This window comes from Siminovitchia acidinfaciens (assembly GCF_003605385.1).
GTDB lineage: Bacteria > Bacillota > Bacilli > Bacillales > Bacillaceae_C > Siminovitchia > Siminovitchia acidinfaciens.
Window position 1 is genome coordinate 14,488 of record NZ_QYTV02000006.1, and the last position, 22,430, is coordinate 36,917.

At 41.9% G+C, this 22,430-nt stretch carries 24 protein-coding genes; 17 read left to right on the forward strand and 7 right to left on the reverse strand.

Annotated features, from left to right (window positions below; all coding sequences use genetic code 11):
- The first annotated feature begins 146 nt into the window (after positions 1-146).
- Together D4T97_RS13765 and D4T97_RS13770 are read left to right on the forward strand one after the other, a co-directional pair.
- Positions 147-374 carry a YozE family protein gene (locus D4T97_RS13765; protein ID WP_126051336.1) on the forward strand — a complete coding sequence of 76 codons (228 nt, stop codon included), beginning with the start codon at positions 147-149 and terminating at the stop codon, positions 372-374.
- Between the two features lie 16 nt (positions 375-390).
- Positions 391-561, forward strand: a complete 171-nt coding sequence (locus D4T97_RS13770) for a YozD family protein (RefSeq protein WP_126051337.1) — start codon at positions 391-393, stop codon at positions 559-561.
- A 64-nt stretch (positions 562-625) separates the two neighbouring features.
- Here the strand turns inward: D4T97_RS13770 and D4T97_RS13775 are convergent, their stop codons facing one another.
- Positions 626-2,002 (reverse strand): amidase, encoded by a 1,377-nt coding sequence (locus D4T97_RS13775; RefSeq protein ID WP_126051338.1) that lies wholly within the window; start codon positions 2,000-2,002, stop codon positions 626-628.
- A gap of 585 nt (positions 2,003-2,587) precedes the next feature.
- Here D4T97_RS13775 and D4T97_RS13780 point away from each other — a divergent pair.
- Entirely contained in the window at positions 2,588-3,061 is a 474-nt protein-coding gene (locus D4T97_RS13780) for a hotdog fold thioesterase (RefSeq protein ID WP_126051339.1), read from the forward strand.
- Here the strand turns inward: D4T97_RS13780 and D4T97_RS13785 are convergent.
- The 5 genes from D4T97_RS13785 to D4T97_RS13805 form a co-directional block, all read right to left on the reverse strand.
- A complete protein-coding gene (locus D4T97_RS13785; protein WP_126051340.1) occupies positions 3,051-3,785 on the reverse strand; it encodes an ABC transporter ATP-binding protein in 735 nt (244 codons plus the stop codon). The genes D4T97_RS13780 and D4T97_RS13785 overlap by 11 nt on opposite strands.
- Positions 3,786-4,565: an ABC transporter ATP-binding protein gene (locus D4T97_RS13790; protein WP_206435577.1), complete on the reverse strand. Its 780-nt coding sequence runs from the start codon at positions 4,563-4,565 to the stop codon at positions 3,786-3,788.
- Positions 4,565-5,608, reverse strand: coding sequence for a branched-chain amino acid ABC transporter permease (locus tag D4T97_RS13795; protein ID WP_126051342.1), 1,044 nt, complete (start codon positions 5,606-5,608; stop codon positions 4,565-4,567). Before D4T97_RS13795 ends, D4T97_RS13790 begins: the two co-directional genes overlap by 1 nt.
- A gap of 3 nt (positions 5,609-5,611) precedes the next feature.
- Positions 5,612-6,493 (reverse strand): branched-chain amino acid ABC transporter permease, encoded by an 882-nt coding sequence (locus D4T97_RS13800; RefSeq protein WP_126051343.1) that lies wholly within the window; start codon positions 6,491-6,493, stop codon positions 5,612-5,614.
- Between the two features lie 84 nt (positions 6,494-6,577).
- On the reverse strand, positions 6,578-7,768 hold the full coding sequence (locus tag D4T97_RS13805; protein WP_126051344.1) for an ABC transporter substrate-binding protein: 1,191 nt from the start codon (positions 7,766-7,768) through the stop codon (positions 6,578-6,580).
- 482 nt (positions 7,769-8,250) lie between these two features.
- Here D4T97_RS13805 and D4T97_RS13810 point away from each other — a divergent pair, with 482 nt between their 5' ends.
- From D4T97_RS13810 to paaX, 10 genes are all read left to right on the forward strand, one after another.
- Positions 8,251-9,606 carry a phenylacetate--CoA ligase family protein gene (locus D4T97_RS13810; RefSeq protein WP_235872255.1) on the forward strand — a complete coding sequence of 452 codons (1,356 nt, stop codon included), beginning with the start codon at positions 8,251-8,253 and terminating at the stop codon, positions 9,604-9,606.
- A gap of 35 nt (positions 9,607-9,641) precedes the next feature.
- Positions 9,642-10,646, forward strand: coding sequence for an NAD(P)/FAD-dependent oxidoreductase (locus tag D4T97_RS13815; RefSeq protein WP_126051345.1), 1,005 nt, complete (start codon positions 9,642-9,644; stop codon positions 10,644-10,646).
- Positions 10,647-10,669: 23 nt separating this feature from the next.
- Positions 10,670-10,918, forward strand: a complete 249-nt coding sequence (locus tag D4T97_RS13820) for a ferredoxin (protein WP_126051346.1) — start codon at positions 10,670-10,672, stop codon at positions 10,916-10,918.
- Between the two features lie 97 nt (positions 10,919-11,015).
- Positions 11,016-11,975 carry a 1,2-phenylacetyl-CoA epoxidase subunit PaaA gene (paaA, locus tag D4T97_RS13825; RefSeq protein WP_126051347.1) on the forward strand — a complete coding sequence of 320 codons (960 nt, stop codon included), beginning with the start codon at positions 11,016-11,018 and terminating at the stop codon, positions 11,973-11,975.
- A gap of 12 nt (positions 11,976-11,987) precedes the next feature.
- The gene (gene paaB / locus D4T97_RS13830; protein WP_126051348.1) at positions 11,988-12,338 is read left to right on the forward strand and encodes a 1,2-phenylacetyl-CoA epoxidase subunit PaaB; all 351 of its coding nucleotides are present in this window, start codon (positions 11,988-11,990) and stop codon (positions 12,336-12,338) included.
- The gene (gene paaC / locus D4T97_RS13835) at positions 12,335-13,141 is read left to right on the forward strand and encodes a 1,2-phenylacetyl-CoA epoxidase subunit PaaC (RefSeq protein ID WP_126051349.1); all 807 of its coding nucleotides are present in this window, start codon (positions 12,335-12,337) and stop codon (positions 13,139-13,141) included. The genes paaB and paaC overlap by 4 nt, the downstream gene beginning before the upstream one ends.
- A 21-nt stretch (positions 13,142-13,162) precedes the next feature.
- Positions 13,163-13,660, forward strand: coding sequence for a 1,2-phenylacetyl-CoA epoxidase subunit PaaD (gene paaD, locus D4T97_RS13840; protein WP_126051350.1), 498 nt, complete (start codon positions 13,163-13,165; stop codon positions 13,658-13,660).
- Positions 13,661-14,101: 441 nt separating this feature from the next.
- Positions 14,102-14,977: a 3-hydroxyacyl-CoA dehydrogenase gene (locus D4T97_RS13845; RefSeq protein ID WP_126051351.1), complete on the forward strand. Its 876-nt coding sequence runs from the start codon at positions 14,102-14,104 to the stop codon at positions 14,975-14,977.
- Entirely contained in the window at positions 14,974-16,176 is a 1,203-nt protein-coding gene (locus tag D4T97_RS13850) for a thiolase family protein (RefSeq protein ID WP_126051352.1), read from the forward strand. Before D4T97_RS13845 ends, D4T97_RS13850 begins: the two co-directional genes overlap by 4 nt.
- A 134-nt stretch (positions 16,177-16,310) precedes the next feature.
- Complete coding sequence (gene paaX, locus D4T97_RS13855) at positions 16,311-17,192, forward strand: phenylacetic acid degradation operon negative regulatory protein PaaX (RefSeq protein ID WP_126051353.1); 882 nt, start codon at positions 16,311-16,313, stop codon at positions 17,190-17,192.
- 38 nt (positions 17,193-17,230) lie between these two features.
- Here the strand turns inward: paaX and D4T97_RS13860 are convergent, their stop codons facing one another.
- On the reverse strand, positions 17,231-17,749 hold the full coding sequence (locus D4T97_RS13860) for a gamma carbonic anhydrase family protein (protein ID WP_126051354.1): 519 nt from the start codon (positions 17,747-17,749) through the stop codon (positions 17,231-17,233).
- Between the two features lie 82 nt (positions 17,750-17,831).
- Here D4T97_RS13860 and D4T97_RS13865 point away from each other — a divergent pair, with 82 nt between their 5' ends.
- The 4 genes from D4T97_RS13865 to D4T97_RS13880 all read left to right on the forward strand — a co-directional run bounded on the left by D4T97_RS13865 (position 17,832) and on the right by D4T97_RS13880 (position 22,380).
- Positions 17,832-18,803 carry an NAD(P)H-dependent flavin oxidoreductase gene (locus D4T97_RS13865; RefSeq protein ID WP_164525579.1) on the forward strand — a complete coding sequence of 324 codons (972 nt, stop codon included), beginning with the start codon at positions 17,832-17,834 and terminating at the stop codon, positions 18,801-18,803.
- Between the two features lie 157 nt (positions 18,804-18,960).
- Positions 18,961-19,665, forward strand: a complete 705-nt coding sequence (gene deoD / locus D4T97_RS13870) for a purine-nucleoside phosphorylase (RefSeq protein WP_126051356.1) — start codon at positions 18,961-18,963, stop codon at positions 19,663-19,665.
- Positions 19,666-19,717: 52 nt separating this feature from the next.
- The gene (locus tag D4T97_RS13875; RefSeq protein ID WP_126051357.1) at positions 19,718-20,527 is read left to right on the forward strand and encodes a M15 family metallopeptidase; all 810 of its coding nucleotides are present in this window, start codon (positions 19,718-19,720) and stop codon (positions 20,525-20,527) included.
- Positions 20,528-20,898: 371 nt separating this feature from the next.
- Positions 20,899-22,380, forward strand: a complete 1,482-nt coding sequence (locus D4T97_RS13880; protein ID WP_235872256.1) for a lmo1851 family serine protease — start codon at positions 20,899-20,901, stop codon at positions 22,378-22,380.
- Positions 22,381-22,430 lie beyond the last annotated feature (50 nt).

The following is a 22,430-nucleotide window of genomic DNA, read 5'->3' on the forward strand; positions in this document are numbered from 1 at the left end:
GAAATTAGGGGGCTTTTTATAGCTAATATTGCATACATTTTAGGAAAGAAAAGAATGTCCTTTCTGATCCAGGTATTTTTTGTTTACATGCATTTGACAATCGGCTATAGTGAATTAACAACTAAGGCTGAAAGGCGAATAGGACGATGAAGAAAACTTTTTATCATTTTTTACTCAAATACCGGCAGCCGGAATCAAAGGATGATTTTAGTTATTTTGCTGAAGAAGTGTATAAAGATCATGGCTTTCCGAAAGATTCTATGGACTACTATGAAATTAGTGACTATCTCGAATTGAACGGCAGCTACCAATCCACGCTTGCTATTTTCGATGAAGCTTGGGAATTATATTTAGAAACAGAGAATAAAAAATAAAAAGGGGCGGAATGAAATGCGCGAGATAGATGTGTTTATTGATACAGAAGAAATTGCTGAATTCTTTTACCAAGAACTCATCAATAGGGGTTTCATTCCTTCAGAAGATGAAATCAGGGAGCTAGCCGATGTCACATTTGAGTATTTATTAAAAAAAGAAATTATTGCCGAAGAGTGGGAGGACTAACTCCTGTATATATCGCAACGAAAGGGGAAGAACCATATTCCCCTTTTTTTATATCGTGATCAACCTATTGAAGATTTAACACCTGTTCCGCACAAACTTTTTCCCTTGTTTTATAAAAATCCTCCAAATAATGTCTTTCAAAAACTCCAGCAGCGGCAATGAGCTGCTGTTCGTCCAGTTTTGGACCGATCAACTGTACTCCGATGGGCAACTTTTCACGACTGAGACCCGCAGGGATGGAAATTACGGGATGCCCTGTTAAATTGAAATAGGATGTATATCTGATCATGGAGTTAAAAATCGGTTCGGATTCCCCATTGATTGAAACAATGTCCATGCCCACAGGTTTAGGAAGAATTGGCAAGGTCGGTGCAATGATAAGATCAACTTCATTAAATAAATGATTGAAAGCCTCTGCTATTATCCCTCTTCTCTTAAGGGCGTTGATATAATCGATAGCACTGATCGAATGAGCATTCTCCATTACCTGTTTAACATCCGCTCCATAATTTTTAATCCCGCGGTATATTCGGTCTTTATGAACAAACCCGGCCTCCGCAATTGCCAATGTAAACGTCAAAGAGGCCGCTTCTTCAACATGTGGAATCTCAACATCAAATAGCAGGGCGCCCAAATTCTCCAATTTGAGGAGAGTCTGCTTGTATATTTCCAAAACCTCAGATTCTATCCTGTCAGTAAAATAATTTGAGGGGACGCCGATCCTCCGTCCTTTTAACGATGTGTCGGCATTCGAATAGCTGACATTTGTCAACGCTTCCATCATTAAAGCAAGGTCATCTATATTTTTGGTAATAGTCCCATTATGATCCAGTGTCCATGAAATTGGGGTGACACCGTCATTATTGATTAAACCATGTGTGGGCTTTAATCCGATGAGCCCGCAGCATGATGCTGGAATTCTAATGGAGCCGCCTGTATCTGTTCCAATGGAAGCTGCACTTAATTCAGCAGCCACAGAAACAGCGGATCCTCCGCTAGATCCTCCAGAAATATAGTCGGGATTCCAAGGGTTCCTCGCAGGTCCATAGAATGGATTATTATTTGTTATCCCAAAAGCAAATTCATGCATATTCGTTTTACCCACCATCACTGCCCCCTCGTTTAGAAGTGTGGAAATGACAGGAGCATTTTGCTTAGGTACAAAGTTTTGATCAATCCTTGATCCGCTTGTAGCTGGAATGCCCTTGACATGGATATTATCTTTGTACGACAAAGGCACTCCTTCAAGCCGTCCAGCATATCCCATTGACCAGCGCATTTCTGATATTTTTGCTTGATTCAAGGATGTTTCCTCAGTAAGTAGAATAAAAGCGTTGAGAGATTCTGCCTGTTTCGCTCTTTTTAAATATTCCTTTGTCACTTCTACAGGAGAGAATTTCTTTGTTCTGTAACCATCTAGCACTTGTCTAATAGAAAGCATGATTCTACCTCCATATCATCTAGCGTCTGTCGATTATTATTATTCTATCATACATATTTAAAAAGTTTATCAAAAGTTCTAAAGATTTAGTTGATTAAACATAACGCTAAATGTATAATTCGTTTATAAAGTGATACAAGGTTCGTTTAAATTCATATTTTATATAGGTTGAAATAAATATTATTCATCTAGTAATAAACCGGAGCAACTTCCATTGTACAAATCATAAAAAAACGGTTCGTTGATTGCATTGATAGGCGGCAATTCCTCGAAAATACTTTGCATTTCCTTCGTGAGATACTCATTCGAAGAAGCTATTTCTGGGTCTTGCGGGAGTAGCTTGAGACATGAGACCCCGCAGGCCGCGCAAAAGCGTCCGCCTGTAACGGAAATCAACGGTGGCTTCTCAGGGGAAAAATATTTAATTCAATTTATATTAGCAGATGATTGCAGATAAGTTGAACGAACGACAAATATAAAGGAGGAAGCAAAGGACAGAAAAAAAGCAGGTTCAACCTTAAGGCACATTGAGCCTGGCGTATATACTTCTTATGCTAAAATCTCAACAGTCCTTTAACGCAAATTATGAAAAAAATCAATGAAAGAAAAGTCCATGAAACATTTTATGGAGAGATCTATTCCATATTGGAGCAGGAGCCTTATGCAAAACATATTGGAATGAAGCTGGAATCCCTTGGGGAAGGGACAGCGGCTGCAACATTGGAAGTACAAAAACATATGCTGAATACCCATGGAACTGTTCATGGGGCAATATTGTTTTCCCTCGCCGATTATGTTTTCGCATCGGCCAGCAATTCTTACGGAAAGACGGCAATGGGGTTGACGACAACAATGAATTTCATGTCACCTGCAAGAGAAGGGGATATTTTAAGGGCAGAAGCCGTTGAAGAGAAGAGGAGCAACAGGCTTGCATGGTATAAGATTAAAGTGAGTTGTGAAGATGAATTGCTAGCGACTATGGATGCAACTGTTTACCGTAAAAATGAATTTTTTGTTCCAGTGGAGCAAATGGAAGAAGAGTCCGGCTTCAAGAAATGAAGCTGGACTCTTTTTTTCCTCCCAGATAGGCATCCCTGACGCGGGGGTCTTTCATCAGCTCTTTTGCCATTCCCTTGATTACGATTTCTCCCCGCTCTATGACGCAGGCACGATCCGCCACTTTAAGTGCAGCTCTTACATTTTGCTCTACCAAAATGATCGTTGTCTTGAATTCTTCCCGGAGATGTTCAAGTATGTTCATGATGTCTTTCACGATCAATGGGGCAAGCCCTAATGACGGCTCGTCAAGCATCATCAGCTTTGGATTCGACATCAACCCGCGGGCGATAGCCAGCATCTGTTGTTCTCCGCCGCTTAACAAGCCGCCGGGCCGGTCTTCCATCGTTTTTAATTTAGGAAATAATTCATAACATCGGTCGATGTCTTTCTGTATAGTTTTGCTTGTTTTTAACCGATGATAGGCTCCAAGCATCAGGTTGTCCTTTACTGATAGAGAATCAAATATTTGCCTGCGTTCCGGGACAAGGCAGATGCCCTGTTTCACGATTTCTTCCACTTTCATTTTCCCGATGTTTTGACCTTCGTAAATAATTTCTCCTTCTTTTTGGAGATAGACGCCTGCAATCGTTCCCAGCAAAGTACTTTTTCCAGCGCCGTTAGAACCTACGATAGCAAAGATTTCACCTTTCTCGAGTTCAAAAGATATGCCTTTTAGTACATGTAAAAAACCGTGATACGTATGAATGTTTTTAACTTCCAGCATCTAGATCGCCTCCTCGTCATCAGTTCCCAAATAGGCGGCAATGACTTTTTCATTCTCATAGATTTCAGCCGGAGTCCCTTCGGCAATTTTTTTGCCATAATCGATGACGACAATCCGGTCTGAAATCCCCATGACCGTTTCCATGTCATGTTCAACAAATAGGAACGTCATGCCCTCCATCCTCATTTGTCGTATGACCTGAACAAGCTGGGCTGATTCTTGGGGATTCAAACCGGCCATCGGTTCATCCAGCAAGATCAATTTTGGGGAGGAAGCAGCAGCCCGAGCGATTTCCAGTAATCGTTGGTTTCCGTAGGGCAGCACTTTGGAATCCTCATGTGCAAGGGCGGAAATTCCCACTTTTTCTAAAAAGTGCATGGCAATCTCATAAGCCTGTTTTTCTTCTTTCCTAACTGAAGGAAGGCGAAAGCCGGATGTTAAAAAGCCAGTTTTTAATCGACAATGAACACCTGTCATGACATTTTCTATTACTGTCATATTTTCAAAGATTTGCAGATTTTGAAACGTCCGGGTAATTCCTGCGTTTGCGATTTGAAATGGCTGCTTGCCCGTAATTTCTTCTTTTTGGAAAAAGATCTTGCCCGATGTGGGGGGAAATACTCCTGTTATCATGTTGAACAAGGTTGTTTTTCCAGCGCCGTTCGGTCCGATGACCGCAACTATTTCACCTGGATTGAGGTGGAAATTGACGTCACTTACCGCAATGACTCCTCCAAATGACTTTGTCAGACCTTGGACATCCAACAAGGGATTGCTCATCATTTACTACCTCCCGCCGACACATTTGTTTCGTCCTTCTTAATGGAAGGCTGTTCTTTTTTTCCGCTAAAAGAAATCAGGTTCCATAGTTTTCCTAAAGCTGGCGCAAGCCCTTGCGGCATATAAATCAAAATGACTACAAGCAGGACTCCGAAAAAAATAATTTGGAATTCTCCTCCGACACTTGGCAGCACCATAGGGACAAGGTCTTTGAGCCCTTCATTCAGCAAAACATATACGACAGCTCCAATCATACCGCCCCAAATACTTGAGGAACCTCCGATGACAACCATGATCAACAGGCTGATAGATTCCATTGCCGTAAATAACTCAGGGTTGATGAAAGATACATAGTGTGCGTATAGACTTCCGGAAATCGAAGCGTATATCGCACTTAAAACAAATACTTGCAACTTATACTGCTGAATATTGACACCGATGGAGTTGGCGGCAATATCGCTTCCGTGAATGGATCTTAAAGCCCTGCCAACCCGTGAATGGATAATATTGCTTGAGAATAAGATGCTTAAAAGAAGAATCAGCCAGACCAAATAATAGAATCTCATATCCGTATTAAATGCAAATCCTAAGATTTCGAAAGACGGGATACCGAAAAATCCATTTAGACCGCCAGTAAGTTCCTTAAACTCTTTAAAGAATACAAAAATGATAATTCCGAATCCAAGCGTTGCAAGCGCCAAGTAGTTTTCCTTTAATTTCAACGTTGGAATACCGATAATCACAGCAATTACTGAGGCGATGACAATACCAGTGAGAATGCCCAAAATGCTGGGTAGGCCGTATGTTCCTGTGACAATAGCAGCAGAATAAGCCCCAATACCATAAAATGCGGCATGCCCCAGTGAAATTTGGCCCGCATAACCCATCAGCATCGTCAGTCCCGAAGTCACAATTGCATATAATCCAATTAAAATCAGGACGCTCAGCATAAAAGAATTTGCAAAGAAGGGAATTATGGTGAGAATTGCAACCAACAGGGCAATTCCGATATATTGTTTTTGTCGGTTTTTATTATCAATCATATCTTATACCCGCTTTCCGCTTGCTTTTGCAAATAATCCACTTGGCTTGAAAAACAACACAAGCAAAAGCAAAGCAAAAATGACGGCATCCTTGTAGCCGGAAGTCCACAGACCCTCGGTGAATGACTCCAAAATCCCAATCATGAAAGCTCCAATAATTGCAGCAGGGGCATTTGTCAGTCCGCCGATGACCGCTGCAACAAAAGCTTTTACTCCCAGCATGAGGCCCATTTCATAGGAAGCGCCAGATATTGGGGCAATGATAATACCAGCTACCGCTCCCAATCCTGCACTGACAGAAATCGAAAGAAAGGACATCCATTCAGGTCTGATACCCATAAGTCGGGCAGCGTTGCGATTGACAACACAGGCTGTTACGGCTTTTCCAACAAAAGTTTTATTGAAAAAATAGAACATTGCAATTAGGCTGACGACTGAAATGCAAATAGCCCAAATACTTTGTGGAAGCAAAACGGCATTCATTATATTTATGGGATCGTTTTTTGTAAAGGGAGCCAGTGATTTAGGCTGAGTTCCCCAAAGTAAAATAGCCAGCCCGCGTATGGCAATGGCCACTCCGATAGTAATGATGATAAGGGTGGGCAAGGATGAATTCCTCGCAGGATAAATGGCAGTCCTTTCAAAAATTCCGCCGACAAGAACTACAATCAAAATGCTCAAGATGATTCCGACGAACATAGGCATATTCATGGAAACAAAGGTGATTGCCAACATGGCGCCAAGCATGGCAAATTCTCCTTGGGCAAAATTCAGGACGCCGGTGATATTATACGTTATGACAAAGCCAATGGCGATCAGAGCGTAAATACTACCAATCGTCAAGCCTGAGAAAATCAATTGCAGTATCTGGGTTAATAGCTCCATCATTTAAGCTCCTTTCAGGGTAATCACAAAGAAGTGTTGTAATTAAGGAGAAAGCAGGGAATAGCTAGATTCCCTGCCAAATAATTACTCTCCTTTTTTCCATTCGCCATCTTTAATTTCAATCATGGTCAGACTGTCGGATTTAAGACCGTTATGATCGTCAGCCTCCATGTTAAAGACACCAGAAATCCCTACAAATCCCTTGGTGCTTTCCAAGGCTTCCCGGAGTTTGTCTTTATCTGCTCCCGCTTCTTCCAATGCATTAAGTAAAATGTAAATTCCATCATAGGCATGTCCGCCAAAGGTGCTGGCTGCTTTGTCAAATTTATTTTCATAGCTTGTCTTGAACTTTTTCAACTCTTCTTTTTGTTGATCACTATCGTCCAATTCATCTACCACGAGCAGTTTGCCGGCAGGGAAGATGACTCCATTTGCTGCATCTCCTGCAAGTTCAATAAATTCCTTAGTTCCAATCCCATGGCTTTCAATGATTGGTACATCCAAGCCGATCTCACGGATGTTCTTTGTCACAACAGCTGACTCTTGTGCAGTACCCCAAACAATTATTGCTTCCGGATTGGCTTTTTTAACCCTTGTAAGCATGGACTTTGCATCATTGACAGTTGCTTCAAACTCTTCTTCGATGACAGATTCAATACCATAGTCGCCTTTAAGCTTTTCAAACTCCTCGTGGCCGCTCGTACCGTAAGAGTTGGCAACACTCAACCATGCAACTTTCTTTAAGTTCTTGCCTTCTAAATATTCCAATAATTTCGGAATAACTACGTCATCGCCCTGAGCCGTCTTAAATGTCCATTCACGTGGTGAGTTGTCATCAGGATTATTGATTTGCTTACTTGCCGCCAAAGAAATGTATGGAACCTGTGCTTTTTCAGCTAGAGGAATCATCGCCAAGCTGTTTCCGCTGATTGTACCCCCGACAATTGCTGTAACTTTTTCTTGTTCAATCAATTTTTTCATTCCCAATACAGCTTCGTTTTGGTCGGATTTGGAATCAATAGAGATCAACTTAATTTTTTTACCGTCGATTCCTCCTTGATCATTTACTTCGTCAATGATCATTTTAATAGTTTCTTCTTCCGGCTTTCCGAGTGGGGCTGCACTTCCGGATGCATCTATGATACTTCCAATTTTAATTTCTTCAGTTTTGTCCCCGTTATCGGAGCTGCCGCCTGAGGACTCTTCTTTATTTCCACATGCAGCAACCGAAGCTGCCAAAATAAGGACTAGAAGGCCAAATAACCACTTTTTCATGTACTTTCCTCCTTGAAATAAGTAAAATAGCAATAGTAGAAAGAATAGTCAAACATTTCAGGGTCTACAATTTTGTCTGTAATAGTTTCAACCTTCATTTTTAATTCGATATTTGAGAGGATTGTAATGCAGGCTTGTGACTGTTTGGATCACCTCCTAAGATATTCTTGTTACAAAACAAAAACGGATAGTAAGAAAGCCCTTACAACTTGAGACAAAGATACCATAATACATTTTTAATGTAAACATAATAATTTGAATAATTTCAAGTATATGTCAATTTGGCAAGTTAGTTTTATTAAGGAATAAAGCTAGGGAGGTCAAGATGATAGGTGAATATTTACAAACACATTAAATTTTCGGAAAAAACAGTTGACTTTTATCAGTAGAGGGATTAAATTACACATATAACATATAAATGTATTAACGGACGCACTTTGTTACATTAAAGACAAAAAGATATGCAAATGGAGGTAGATTCTATGATATATAATGCTGAAATGGAAACGTATAATGCTGAAATGGAAACGCTGTCAATAGCAGAAAAAGAAGAACTGCAATATTTACGCCTGAAAGAAACGTTGAACAGGGTATATAGCAAAGTAAGCTTTTATAAAGAGAAGTTTGACAAACAGGGGATTGATTTAGAAGAAATCAAAAGCATAAAGGATATCAAAAAACTGCCTTTTACCAAAAAACAGAATTTGCGAGAAAACTATCCTTTTGGATTGTTTGCAGAGCCCATGGAAAATATCGTCCGGATGCACGGTTCTTCTGGAACGAGCGGGAAGCCGACTGTTGTCAGCTATACTCAAAATGACATCAATGTCTGGTCGGAACTTATCGCAAGGGCTATTGTTGCTGCTGGGGGAAGTAAAGGAGATGTTTTCCATAACGCTTATGGATATGGGCTGTTCACTGGTGGATTAGGGTTACATTATGGCGCTGAAAAACTGGGAGCGGCAGTGGTTCCAATTTCGGGGGGGAATACTGAAAGGCAGATATTGGCCATTCAGGATTTTAAGCCTAAAGGGCTTGCATGCACGCCTTCATACGCTTTGAACATTGCTGAAAAAATGCGGGAGATGGGGCTGGATTCGAGAGATAACAGTTTAAGGTACGGAATATTCGGTGCAGAGCCCTGGTCGGAAGAGATGCGCGGAAAAATCGAAGACTTGCTGGGTATCAAAGCCGTCGATATTTATGGATTAAGTGAAATAATGGGGCCGGGTGTTTCAATCGAATGTCATGTCGCGCAGGACGGTCTTCATATAGCTGATGACCATTTCCTAGTGGAAGTCATTGATACGGAAACATCGGAACCCGTGGAGGACGGTGAGGACGGTGAGTTTGTTTTCACCACTCTTACAAAGGAAGCGTTTCCAGTTATAAGATACCGAACTGGAGATATCGGATCTATCACCAGGGATAAATGCAAATGCGGCAGAACAACGACTAGGATGTCAAGAGTCAAGGGAAGAACTGATGACATGATCATTATTCGCGGGGTGAATGTTTTCCCTTCGGAAATGGAACGTGTTCTTTTGCAAATTGAAGGTCTGGCCCCGTACTATCAGATCCGGCTTATCAAAGAAGGTCCGATGGATTGTGCTGAGCTGCATGTGGAGATAACCGATGAGCTGTTTAAGGGTATTAATGGGGATCTCAAACATGAACAGATATTGATACTTGAGAGAAAAATTAAGCATGAAATGAAATCTGCTTGCCTTGTTTCGGTCAAAACAGTGATCGGAACTCCAAAGAGCATCCCTAGATCAGAAGGCAAAGCCATAAGAATCGTTGACCAAAGGAAATCAGGGCCAGTTATGCTTTCTTAATACCACATTACTAAAAGGAGTGCTTTCAAACAGAGATGGATAATAAAGTATATGATATAACGATTGTTGGCGGCGGCCCTGCTGGTATGTTTACAGCTTTTTATGCGGGTTTAAGACAAATGTCTGTCAAAATTATCGAGAGCCTGCCCAAGCTGGGAGGGCAGCTCTCCGCCTTATATCCTGAAAAATATATTTACGATGTTGCAGGTTTTCCCAAAGTGCGCGCCCAGGAGCTTGTAGACAGCTTGAAAAAGCAGATGCGCATGTTTGAGCAGGAAGTTTGCCTGAATGAATCGGTGGAATCTTTAGTTAAACAAAATGACGGCACTTTCATTTTAACTACCGACAAGGGAATCCATTATTCCAGGACGATCGTTATCACTGCGGGTAATGGAGCGTTTCAACCTAGGAAACTGCCGCTTAAAAAAGCCGCCAATTATGAACAGAGCAATCTTTATTATTTCGTTGACGACATGACAAAGTTTACAGATAAAAAAGTGCAGCTTTTTGGTGGAGGTGATTCCGCCGTGGATTGGTCGCTGATGCTTGAACCGATTGCGAAAGAAGTGATTATTGCCCACCGCAGGGAAAAGTTCAGGGCACATGAACATAGCGTAGAATTACTCAATAGTTCTTCGGTGAATATTTTAACGCCCTATATACCAGTTGACCTGCTGGGAGACAGGCAAATTGAACAGGTGATCTTGCAGCACGTCAAAACGAAAGAGGAAGTTGTTGTGGAAGTTGATGCGGTTTTATGCAATTACGGATTTATTGCTTCACTTGGACCAATTAAAGACTGGGGATTGGAAATAGAAAAGAATTCAATTGTCGTCGATTCAAAAATGGAAACAAAAATTAAAGGCGTTTACGCGGTTGGTGATATCAATACGTACGAAGGGAAGGTCAAGCTGATTGCCACAGGTTTCGGAGAAGCCCCGGTAGCAGTCAGTAATGCGAAAGTGTCGATTGATTCATCATCAAGAGTACAGCCGATTCATAGTACGACTGTAATGGAGAAGAAGAAAGTCAAAGTTTAAAACATTAAAGGAGGAAGACATTTATGTCTAAATATACAATTGTTGACCAGGATACATGTATTGCCTGTGGTTCGTGCGGAGCCTGTGCACCGGATATATTCGACTATAATGAGGAAGGGTTGTCATATGTCATTTTAGATGAAAATACCGGAATGGCGGAGGTGCCGGAAGAATTATATGACGACTTGGAGGATGCCTGCGACGGATGTCCGACAGATTCAATCAAAGTAGCAGATGAACCGTTTGAAGGCCAAGTGGAAAAAGCGGGGTAATCTCTTATACTTATAAAAAAGGGCTAACTATTGATTTTAATATAACAATAACTTACAATAACGTAAAATGACTGTTATACAACGGGAGGTTTTTTAGATGACAGGCGTGATCTATGCTGAACAAGCGACGGAATCTGAAAAATTGCAAAATTTTATGGAACGAATTGAAGCGGACGATAAAATTGAAGCAGATGATTGGATGCCCGACGAATACCGGATTGCTCTTATCAAATTGATTTCCATGCACGGAATTAGTGAGATTATGGGAGCACTCCCGGAAAAGGAATGGGTACCGAAAGCGCCGTCGCTAAGAAGAAAACTCGGTATTATGGCAAAAGTTCAGGACGAAATGGGGCATGGCCAGTTATTATTGAGGGTTGCGGAAGATCTTTTGAAGCCTTATGGAAAAAATAGGGAGGACTTGATGCAGGATCTTTTTAAGGGGGATTTGAAGTTTCATAATGTCTTCCACATGAAAACGCTAACATGGGCGGATGCAGGTTTGATTGGCTGGCTTGTCGATGGTGCAGCGATCATTACCCAGACTAATATGCTCGGAGCTTCATATGGACCATATGCCAGGGTACTACAGCGGATTTGCGCAGAGGAAGTTTTCCATGCCCAGCACGGCGAAGCGATAATCATGGCACTGGCCGAAGGAACGAAAGAGCAAAAACAAATGATTCAGGATGCCCTAAACCGCTGGTGGGATGCGCTGTTAATGTTCTTTGGTCCGGCAAGCAGTGATACTACAGGACGTTCAAAGCAAGACGTTACGATCAAATACAAAATCAGAACGAAAACAAATGAACAATTAAGGCAGGACTTTTTCAATAAATATGTTCCGCGTATTCTTTCTCTAGGATTAACGATCCCAGACCCAACAATTAAATACAATGAAGAGGAAGAGAGATGGGAATATCGGCAGCCAGACTGGAATGAATTCAAAAAGATCATTAGAAATGAAGGTCCCCGCTCCCAAGCGCGGCTGAACCTGAGAAGAGTTTCCTATGAAAATAATGCATGGGTGCGTCAAGCACTTGGCAAGCAAGCGTAAGGAGGGATTGTCATGACTACTGGAAATACGTTTTATCAAGAATTTGAAGTGTTTAGTAAACGGACAGCAACAGCCCCGTTCCAGCATCAATTTTCCCTGCTGGCCCCTAATGAGGAAATGGCCTTGGTTATGGCTCAAGAAAACTTCATGAGGCGAGAGCCTGTAGCTGATATTTGGGTTGTTAAAAGAGACAATATCCGCTCGCTAAATCCGGATGAGAAAAGAAGCTTAGCCAGGCTGGATAATAAGGATTATAGGCTAACGAAGGGATATGGCTATTTAAGAAAAAAATGGCGGCAATATGAGCAGCAGATGCTCGATGAGAAAGAAATTCTTTCATGGGGAGGAGACGGGAGAAGATGACAGACGTAAAGACTGATGAAAAGTACAAAGAGGCAGTTGCGGATTTATTGTTTCAATTTGCGGATGATGATTTTTTGATTTCATTCAGGGGTTCCGAATGGCTTGGGCTTGCCCCGCATATCGAAGAAGATGTGGCGTTTTCCTCCATCAGCCAGGATTGCATGGGGCATGCAGCAATGTTCTACACTTTACTTGAAGAGTTGGAATATGGGACAGCGGATGATTTGGCACATTTACGCCCTTCCGATGAACGGAGGAACAGCATTATTGCAGAAAGGCCGAACGGTGAGGGATATTATATGGATACGCCTAAATACGATTGGGCCTACGCTGTAGTAAGAAATTATTTTTATACAACTGCTAAGAAGGTAAAGATTGATTCACTGAAGAACAGTTCGTATAAGCCTGCCGCTGAAATAGCCACAAGGGTGAGCATGGAACTCTTTTACCATAATCTCCATTGGAAAACCTGGTTTGTTCAACTGCTCAATTCCTCTGACGAAGCCATCGAAAGAATGAATAAAGCCATTGCTTTAGCGTTGGAAGATTTCGGTGATATGTTCACATTCGGACAGCATGCAAATGAGATTCACCGATACGGCCTGATTGAAGAAGGAAAGGTCCTCCAAAAAAGATGGTATGACGAGTTGGATAAAGCCTATACATCCCTTGATTTGGAACTTCCAAAAGTTCCGGAAATACAAGAGTTGAATGGGCGGTTGGGCGAGCATTCTAAGGACCTCGAGTCAGCCCTTGAAACCCTTTCTGAGGTCTATCGACTGGATACGGCAGCTTCATGGTAATATGCAAGGAGGGGATCGAGGATGAACACAGTCTTGCCCATTTCCAAAAATAACATTTTGAACGTCTTGGATTCTGTCAAAGATCCGGAAATTGATACGGTCAGCGTGATAGATTTAGGCATGATTGAAAATATCCATATTGAGGGAACGAAAGTTACAGTTGATGTCCTTCCTACATTTTTGGGATGTCCTGCACTGGAAATTATCGAGCGGGATATCATTCAAGCCATTAAAGCTTGTGCAGGAGTGGAAAGAGCGGAAGTCCAGTTCATTTATCATCCACCATGGACCTCTGATAGAATTACACCAAAAGGGCATGAAGGGTTGAGGAAGTTCGGTATAGCTCCGCCACCTCGCCATATGGATGAAGATGGCACTTGGCATGTTGACTGTCCCTACTGCGGGTCAACCTACGTGACGATGGAGAATATTTTTGGACCAACAGCTTGCAGGAGCATCTTATATTGTAAATCTTGTAAAAATCCATTTGAAGCAATGAAGCCAATTTCAAATATTTGAATGCGTTTTCATCACCGTACGAATAGAGGATCGCAATATTTTCTATTCGTACTTTTTTACAAGGCAAAATAATGCGGAATTGCACAAGGAGCCTTCCGCTTTTCTTATTAAGTAAAGTGCAGGTGTGTTATGTCTAGCTCGCCGGACAGGAGGGCCAAGTGCCGACTCCGCCAGAGGACGTGGCGCTTTATGGCGGCTAGGTCCCATTGTCTCGAGGTCATTAGTTGTAAGGTATCATATATCGTGTGAACGCACTGCAATTCAAGGAAGTGTATGTTTCCCCCTGTCATAAAGCTGTTTTTAAGCATATTCAGGGTGGCTGCACGCAAGTATTATATGTAGATATTCTGTAGTGGCGAGGAAATCACTCATCAAAATTTGCCTTGTGCCTGTCACCTAAGGCTGCGCGCCTAGCACTTTTCTGAAAAGGGAGGAAAATAGATGATTCAAAATATTACAGTTGTCGGCTCAGGAGTCATGGGAAGAGGGATAGCTTATGTGGCAGCAACGTCAGGCTTTACGGTGAATCTCGTGGACGTTAATGAGAATGCCTTAAAGAATGCAAGAGAAGAGATAAATAAAATTGCTGAGAAGGGTCTGTCTATCGGGAAGCTAACTGATGAGATTTTTAGCCGAATAAAAGATAATCTGGCGTATAGGTCGGATTTGGACGAAGCTGCTTCGAAGGCTGATTTGGTCATAGAGGCTGTTCCGGAAAAGGCTGAAATTAAAAGGCTGGTATTTGAAAAGTTGGAGCAATCTGCTCCGGAACAATGCCTGTTCGCTACAAACACTTCAACGATGAGCCCGACAGAAATCGGCTCGTATGCGAAGCGTCCAGATAAAACGATAGCCATGCATTTTTTCAATCCCGTGCATAAAATGCCCTTGGTAGAAATAGTCAAAGGTTTGGAAACTAGTGATGAGACTGCTGAAATAATAAAAAATACAGCAGAAAAAATGGGTAAAGAAACGGTTATCATCAACGAGTTTCCAGGGTTCGTCACTAGCAGGATCAGTGCACTTGTTGGGAATGAAGCATTCTACATGCTTCAAGAAGGTCTCGGCAGCCCTGAGGATATAGATAAAGCCATAAAGCTAGGATTGAATTATCCGATGGGCCCTTTTGAACTGGCTGATCTAGTTGGGTTGGATGCGCGGTTAAACAATTTGCGATACCTCCATGAGAAGCTGGGTGAAAAATACAGGCCTGCTCCGCTGTTGGAGCAGTATGTCAAAGCTGGAAGACTTGGACGGAAAACTGGAAGAGGAGTTTATGAATATACAAATATAGAAAAAGAGTTGATGAAAAAATGAGGGAAGTTGTTATTGTCGACGCTGTTAGAACACCATTCGGAAGGTATAAGGGGGCATTAAAAAATATTCGGCCGGACGATTTGGGGGCTAAAGTCATCGAAGCTCTGATTAACAGGAATCCCGAACTCCCGAAAGAGCAAATTGAGGAAGTAGTAATGGGAAATGCCAATCAGGCTGGGGAGGATAACAGGAACGTTGCACGTATGTCTGCCCTTTTAGCAAGCCTGCCCCTAAGTGTAGCCGGGACGACAGTTAACAGGCTTTGCGGCTCGGGACTAGACGCTGTGATGTACGCTGCAAGGGCGATAGCTGTCGGTGATGGAGATATTTTTATTGCCGGGGGAACGGAAAGCATGACGAGGGCACCACTCGTTATGGCCAAGCCCGACAAGGAATTCCCGAGGGGGGCGATGGAACTTCAGGACACAACTATCGGATGGCGTTTTACCAATCAGAAACTGAAAGATATGTATGGGGCCGATACCATGCCTGAAACTGCTGAAAATGTTGCAAAAAGGTGCAGTATCTCAAGGGAGGAACAGGATGAATTCGCCTTCGAGAGCCAGATGAAAGCAAAAAGGGCAATGGGGGAAAAACTTTTCGAAAAAGAGATTGTTCCTGTTGTTTATACAGACAGAAAAGGAAATGAAATTATCGTGGATTCTGACGAACATCCCCGCCCAGATACATCTTTAGAAAAATTGTCCAAATTAAGGCCTATTTTTCCGGGAGGTACGGTGACTGCCGGAAATGCTTCAGGTGTAAATGACGGTGCATCCGCTTTATTATTGATGAGCAAGGAAAAAGCTGAAGAACTCGGCATGAAGCCTTTAGTGACATATAGGGTCGGGGCAGTTGCAGGACTTGAACCGGCTGTCATGGGGCTCGGGCCAATCTATTCAAGTAAAAAGGCGCTTGAGCGTGCTGGTTTAACTGTAGACGATATAGATTTGGTAGAGCTTAATGAAGCCTTTGCTTCCCAGTCTATCCAATGCATTAAAGAACTGGGGCTTAACAAGGAGAAAGTGAATGTGAACGGCGGTGCCATTGCATTTGGCCATCCGCTTGGAGCAAGTGGTGCAAGAATTTTGACAACCTTGATCTATGAAATGAGAAGACGGCAATCGAAATACGGACTGGCGACAATGTGTATCGGAGTAGGGCAGGGGATTTCGGTCATCGTAGAAAATAAAGATTAATGGAAAAATACCCTTGCTTTTTCAAGTAAGGGTTATTTGTTAAAGCCCTTCTATGGGCAAAAACATCTTATCTTCAGTAGCGGAGTGGTATAATGAAATAACACGAAATTGTTAATGAAAAGAGTGACGGATAGATGGGCCTTAACACGCAATCAATGATTTTCACAATCTACGGTGATTATATTCGCCATTACGGTAATAAAATTTGGATTGGCAGTCTTATTGGCTTGTTGAAAGAGTTTGGACATAATGAACAGGCTGTACGGGTGGCCGTATCAAGGATGGTAAAACAGGGATGGCTTCAGTCGGAAAGACAGGGAAATAAAAGCTTCTATTTTTTGACAGCTCGGGGAGTTAGCAGAATCGATGAGGCAGGCAGAAGAATATTTAAGCTTGATCCACATGAATGGGATGGAAAGTGGAGAATGCTTATGTATTCGATTCCGGAAGAGAAAAGGCAAATCAGGGATGACTTACGTAAGGAATTGTTGTGGAGCGGTTTTGGTAGCTTTACGCACAGCTGTTGGATTTCTCCTAATAATTTGGAAAAAGAAGTGACTTGGTTAATTGAAAAATATGGGATTCAGGAGTATGTAGACTTCTTTGTATCAGATTATATTGGTCCGCAGGATAATATCCGGCTTGTTGAAAGAAGCTGGCCGCTTGATGAAATTGAGGAGAAATATGAGGAGTTTGTATCAACATACGGCAAACAGTTCATCGTTCATCAGAGCTTGCTTAATGAAGGAAAAATGAGCAATGCTGACTGTTTTGTCGAGAGGACCAAACTGGTGCATGAATACCGGAAGTTCCTATTTGTTGACCCTGGTCTGCCCAAGGATCTGCTGCCGCCGATGTGGAGCGGAAATCATGCAGCATTGTTGTTCCGGCAATATTACCAACTTCTGGCCGAGCCGGCAAGTAATTTTTTTGAGGCAATCTTTGAAAAAGAGAATGACCTAAGGAAAAAAGATGCATTTTATAATGCGAATGATCATCCATATATTGTAAAATAATAAAAGCCTGCCTCCCATGCACGGGGGCAGGCCCAATTTCAATCCTGTTTCAATATGGCATTGTATTCCTTGCCTTTTTGTACATATGTATCTATGGATGATTGAATGAGTTCCAGATCTTTTTCGTTCAACTCGCGCACAACCTTTCCTGGGGAGCCGATAACAAGTGATCTTGGCGGGATTTTTTTCCCGGAAGGGATTAATGTATTTGCTCCAATAATACATTCCTCGCCTATTTCAACATGATCTAAGATCGTAGAGCCCATGCCAATAATTGAGCGCTTTCCAACTTTGCATCCATGTAAAATCACATTATGGCCCACAGTGACCTCATCTTCGATAATCGCCGGATAACCCTCATACATATGAATTGTAGTATTGTCCTGAATACTGCATCTTTGCCCGATCTTAATGGGGCCTTCATCGCCTCGCAGGACGGCATTGAACCAAATCGTCGTTTCCATGCCTACGGTCACATCACCGATTAAATAGGCTCCCGGTGCAATAAACACAGTTGAATGTACTTCGGGTTCTGCTTGGTTATACGGTATTTTCATTGTTTAACCTCCATTTGATCTAAATATTTAGAAATTAATCGTCTCTTTTACTATAACACTTTTTTATGGGATGGTGAAAATATTGAAACGTGCATGTGATTTACTGGGGATAGAATATCCTATCATTCAAGGCGGAATGGGAAATATAAGCAATACACAGTTGACATCGGCTGTTTCGGAGGCCGGCGGTTTGGGGACAGTTGGAGCTGGAACGATGCCGCCTGCTGAGGTAGGTAAGATCATTGATGATATCAAAGAACGAACGAAGAAACCATTCGCATTGAATATACCGATAACTGTTTCGCAATATACAGAGGAATTGATAGACTTGGCCATCAAACATAAGATTGCGGCGGTGTCTTTGTCTGCCGGAAACCCGGCCCCTTTTATCCCTCTTTTACAAAAGAACGGTATAAAGGTTATAGTGATTGTCGCTTCAGTCAGGCATGCACTGAAAGCGGAAGCAGCTGGGGCCGACCTGCTTGTTGCTGAAGGGTTTGAAGCAGCGGGAATCAACTCTAATCTTGAATTAACTACATTTGCACTTATTCCCCAAATCGTAGAAAAAGTGAAGATCCCAGTCTTCGCTGCTGGTGGAATCGCCGATGGAAGAGGGCTGGCCGCTGCAATGATGCTCGGAGCAAGCGGGGTACAAATGGGTACAAGGTTTATTGCTACCAAGGAAGCACCTTTCCACCCGGTTTATAAAAAGAAACTTCTGGAAGCGGATGATCTCGGCACTGTCATTTTAGGACGTTCCTTGGGAAGGGTGCGGAGGGTTCTTAAAGGAAACTATGCGGAATCAATAATTGAAGCGGAAAAAAAAGGTATGAAGATTGAGGATTTTGTTGAGAAAACCTCTGAGGATTACCATATTAAAGGGGCTATTCATGGAGACTTTAACGGCGGCTACGTCAATGCGGGACAGGCAGCCGGACTTATTGATGATATTCCTAGTGTCCGGCAATTGTTAGAAGGTATGATGGCACAGGCATGCAGCCAGATGAAAAGTGTGTATAATCAATGCAGGGAATATCCTATTAGCCGGAGTTAGATATGTCACAAAGAAATTCGCATGATAATTTCGTATATACTTTAAAATGACGCTTGGATAAAATATGGCCAAGCGTCATTTTATTTGAAGTTAATTTGCATCAAAATCAGTAAACATTTAATATATGAGTTGAAGTAAATTAGGAAGGGGAATGAAAATGAGTATACATATAAATGCACCGGAATCTGCCATTGCCGAGACGATTCTTTTGCCAGGGGATCCGCTGCGTGCAAAATACATCGCCGAAACCTTTTTGGATAACGCTCAATGCTATAATACTGTTCGAAATATGCTGGGATATACAGGTGAATATAAAGGAAAAAGAATTTCAGTTCAGGGAACCGGAATGGGCGTTCCATCCATCTCCATTTATATTAATGAGCTCATGGAAAGTTACAATGTGCAAAATTTGATCAGAGTAGGAACTTGTGGTGCGATTCAAAAAGATGTTAAAGTTCGTGATGTCATCCTTGCAATGTCAGCTTCGACCGATTCACAGATGAACCGCCTGACATTCAATGGAATTGACTATGCGCCTACGGCATCATTTGACCTTTTAAAGAAAGCATATGATGAAGGGGTAAACAAGGGTCTTCATTTAAAAGTAGGGAATGTATTTACTGCAGATATGTTTTACAACGACAATGAGGAACATGAGAAATGGGCACAGTACGGTATTTTGGCACTTGAAATGGAAACAGCCGCACTTTATACACTAGCTGCTAAATTTGGGCGTAAAGCTCTTTCGATTTTGACAGTGAGCGACCATATCATTACGGGTGAGTTGACAAGCGCGGAAGAACGGCAGACAACCTTTAACGATATGATTGAAGTGGCATTAGAATCAGCCGTTAAAAGTTAATTGTCCGGAAAATAATTTTTTTGAAAGTGAATTGGAGTAGTGAGATTTTCGTATGAAAAAAATGACTAGCATCATCGTGGCTGGGCTCTTGCTTGCTGGATGTCAATGGAGTCAATTCCAGGGAGAAAACAGACAGGAACAGAAACCGGACAGCACCTCAGAGTCTTCTTCAATAAAGGAAAAAAGTGCGGAAAGGAATAACCAAAAAGATTCCGAACTTACTTTAGATGCTGCATATTTTAATGAAGTAAATGAAGTGAATGGTAAACAGGAAATTATGAATGCAAGCAATACGATGGCATTAGTGAATAAAACATTTGCTTTGCCTAGTGATTATGTACCAGATGATTTGATTCGTCCAAAAGTGGACTTTTCCTTTGGAAATCAGGATATTGAAAAAAGCTACTTAAGGAAAGAAGCTGCAGATGCCTTAGAAAAAATGTTTAAAGCAGCAAAAAATGAAGGTATTCGTTTGTATGCTTCTTCCGGATATCGGTCTTATGACCGTCAAAATGGGGTTTTTCAAGCAGAGGTAAATAAATCAGGAGAGACTAAGGCTGCCCAGGCTGTTGCCGTTCCTGGAACAAGCGAACATCAGACAGGATTGGCAATGGACATAACAAGTGAGTCTGTACAACATCTTTTAGTTCAGGAATTCGAAAACACATCTGAGGGCAAATGGCTAAAGGACAATGCACATCGCTTTGGGTATATTCTACGATATCCAAAAGGCAAAGAAGAAGTCACTGGATATCAGTTTGAGCCATGGCACTTCAGATATGTAGGGGAAAAAGCAGCAAAAATCATCTATGAGCGTGATTGGACACTTGAGGAATACTTCGATAATGTAGCAAAAATATAACGACTTTGCCTTTTAACGGGCAAAGTTTTTTTATAGGAAATTATAAAGCGCATAAGTTTGTTGATAACTTATTATCTATTCGTGCTACATCCAGCTCCAGCGCCTAGCCCCTCGAGGTCACAAGCCGCTTCCCTGTGGTGGCTGAAGAGCTGCCTCCTCGGGAATCGTCTTGTGCTTGTCGGGGCTGATCAAAGCGCTTGCGCTTTTGTNTGTGCTTGTCGGGGCTGATCAAAGCGCTTGCGCTTTTGTTCATAGTTATGTCTTAAAAACATGTAAAGCCCATTATTCTTTCTCTGTTCGTGTAAAACTGGTAAAATAAAGAGGTTGGAATAACTAACGGATGATTGTTCATGTATGGATGAGCTGACGCAATGAAAGTGGTGAGATGGATGGAAGAAGAGCAAAATCAAAGACAAGAGAGTCCGCAAAATGCTGGTTTTATAAAAATGAAGAAGTTCAGGTTTGTCATGTTAATCTTTTTAATCGTTTTTGTTACGGCGGGCATCACCATTTTGGCTCTCTCATTCGGTGATGAAAAGGCTGTAAATGTCGGTATGCAAGAAAGAGCGGAATTTAATAAATTATACAATACCTACGATAAACTGAAGAAGAGTTATTTCGAAGATGTAGATCAAGAGAAAATAATTGATGGTGCGATCGACGGAATGGTGAAAGCACTCGATGATCCTTATTCAGATTACATGACAAAAGAAGAGAGCAAGGTCTTTCAGGACAGCATTACCTCATCATTCGAAGGAATCGGCGCGGAGATTCAGGAAAAAGATGGAGCAATTGTCGTTGTGTCCCCGATAAAAGGCTCTCCGGCAGAAAAGGCGGGAATCAAGCCTAATGATAAAATAACCGAGGTGGATGGAAAAAGCGTCCTAGGTATGAGCGCCAATGAAGCAGTCCTGCTAATCAGAGGAGAAAAAGGTACAAAGGTGACATTGACTGTTGAACGTAAAGAAGGCGAAGAACCGAAAAAAGTCACCATTATACGTGATGAAATACCAATCAATACAGTGTATCCGGAAATGCTTGATAACGGGATTGCCAAAATACAAATTACCAGCTTCTCCAGTCATACGGATAAAGATCTAAGCGAAGCTTTAAAAGAGATGGAAGAAAAGGGAATGAAATCATTGATCCTTGATCTTCGAAAAAATCCCGGCGGCTTGCTTGATCAGGCAGTAAATATTTCTAATCTTTTTGTTCCTAAAGGAAAAATGTTATTCCAAGTAGCCTATAAAGATGGAAAAGTGGAAGAATATGTGGCAAAGGACGGCAAAAAAATCTCTGTTCCGACGGTTGTATTAGTCGATGAAGGGAGTGCAAGTGCTGCGGAAATTCTGGCTGCAGCTGTAAGTGAATCCGCAAATATCCCACTTATTGGTGACAAGACATTTGGAAAAGGTACCGTTCAAACAACCGATGAGTTTCAAGATGGCTCAAATATCAAATACACGATGGCCAAGTGGCTCACACCCGACGGAAATTGGATTCATGAAAAAGGGATCGAACCGGATAAAAAGGTAGCAATGCCTAAGTATGCTTCTCTATCATTTATTGATCCGGATTTGAAATTGAAAGTGGACACAGTCTCCCAAGATGTGAAAGCTGCGGAGGAAATCTTGAAAGAATTGGGTTACGATCCGGGGAAGGTAGACTCCTACTTTGATGAAGAAACTAAAGGTGCAGTCGAGGAATTCCAAAAAGAGGAAAGCCTTAAGGCATCAGGTGTACTTACAGGTGATACTACTGTAGCACTTATGAATAAAATACGTGACCATCTTCATGAGAATGATCCACAAGTGAAAGAAGCGGTAAAGGTTCTGTCAAAGAAGAAAAAATAAGAATTAATGTAAAAAGAACTCCGTCCATGGAGTTCTTTTTACATTATATT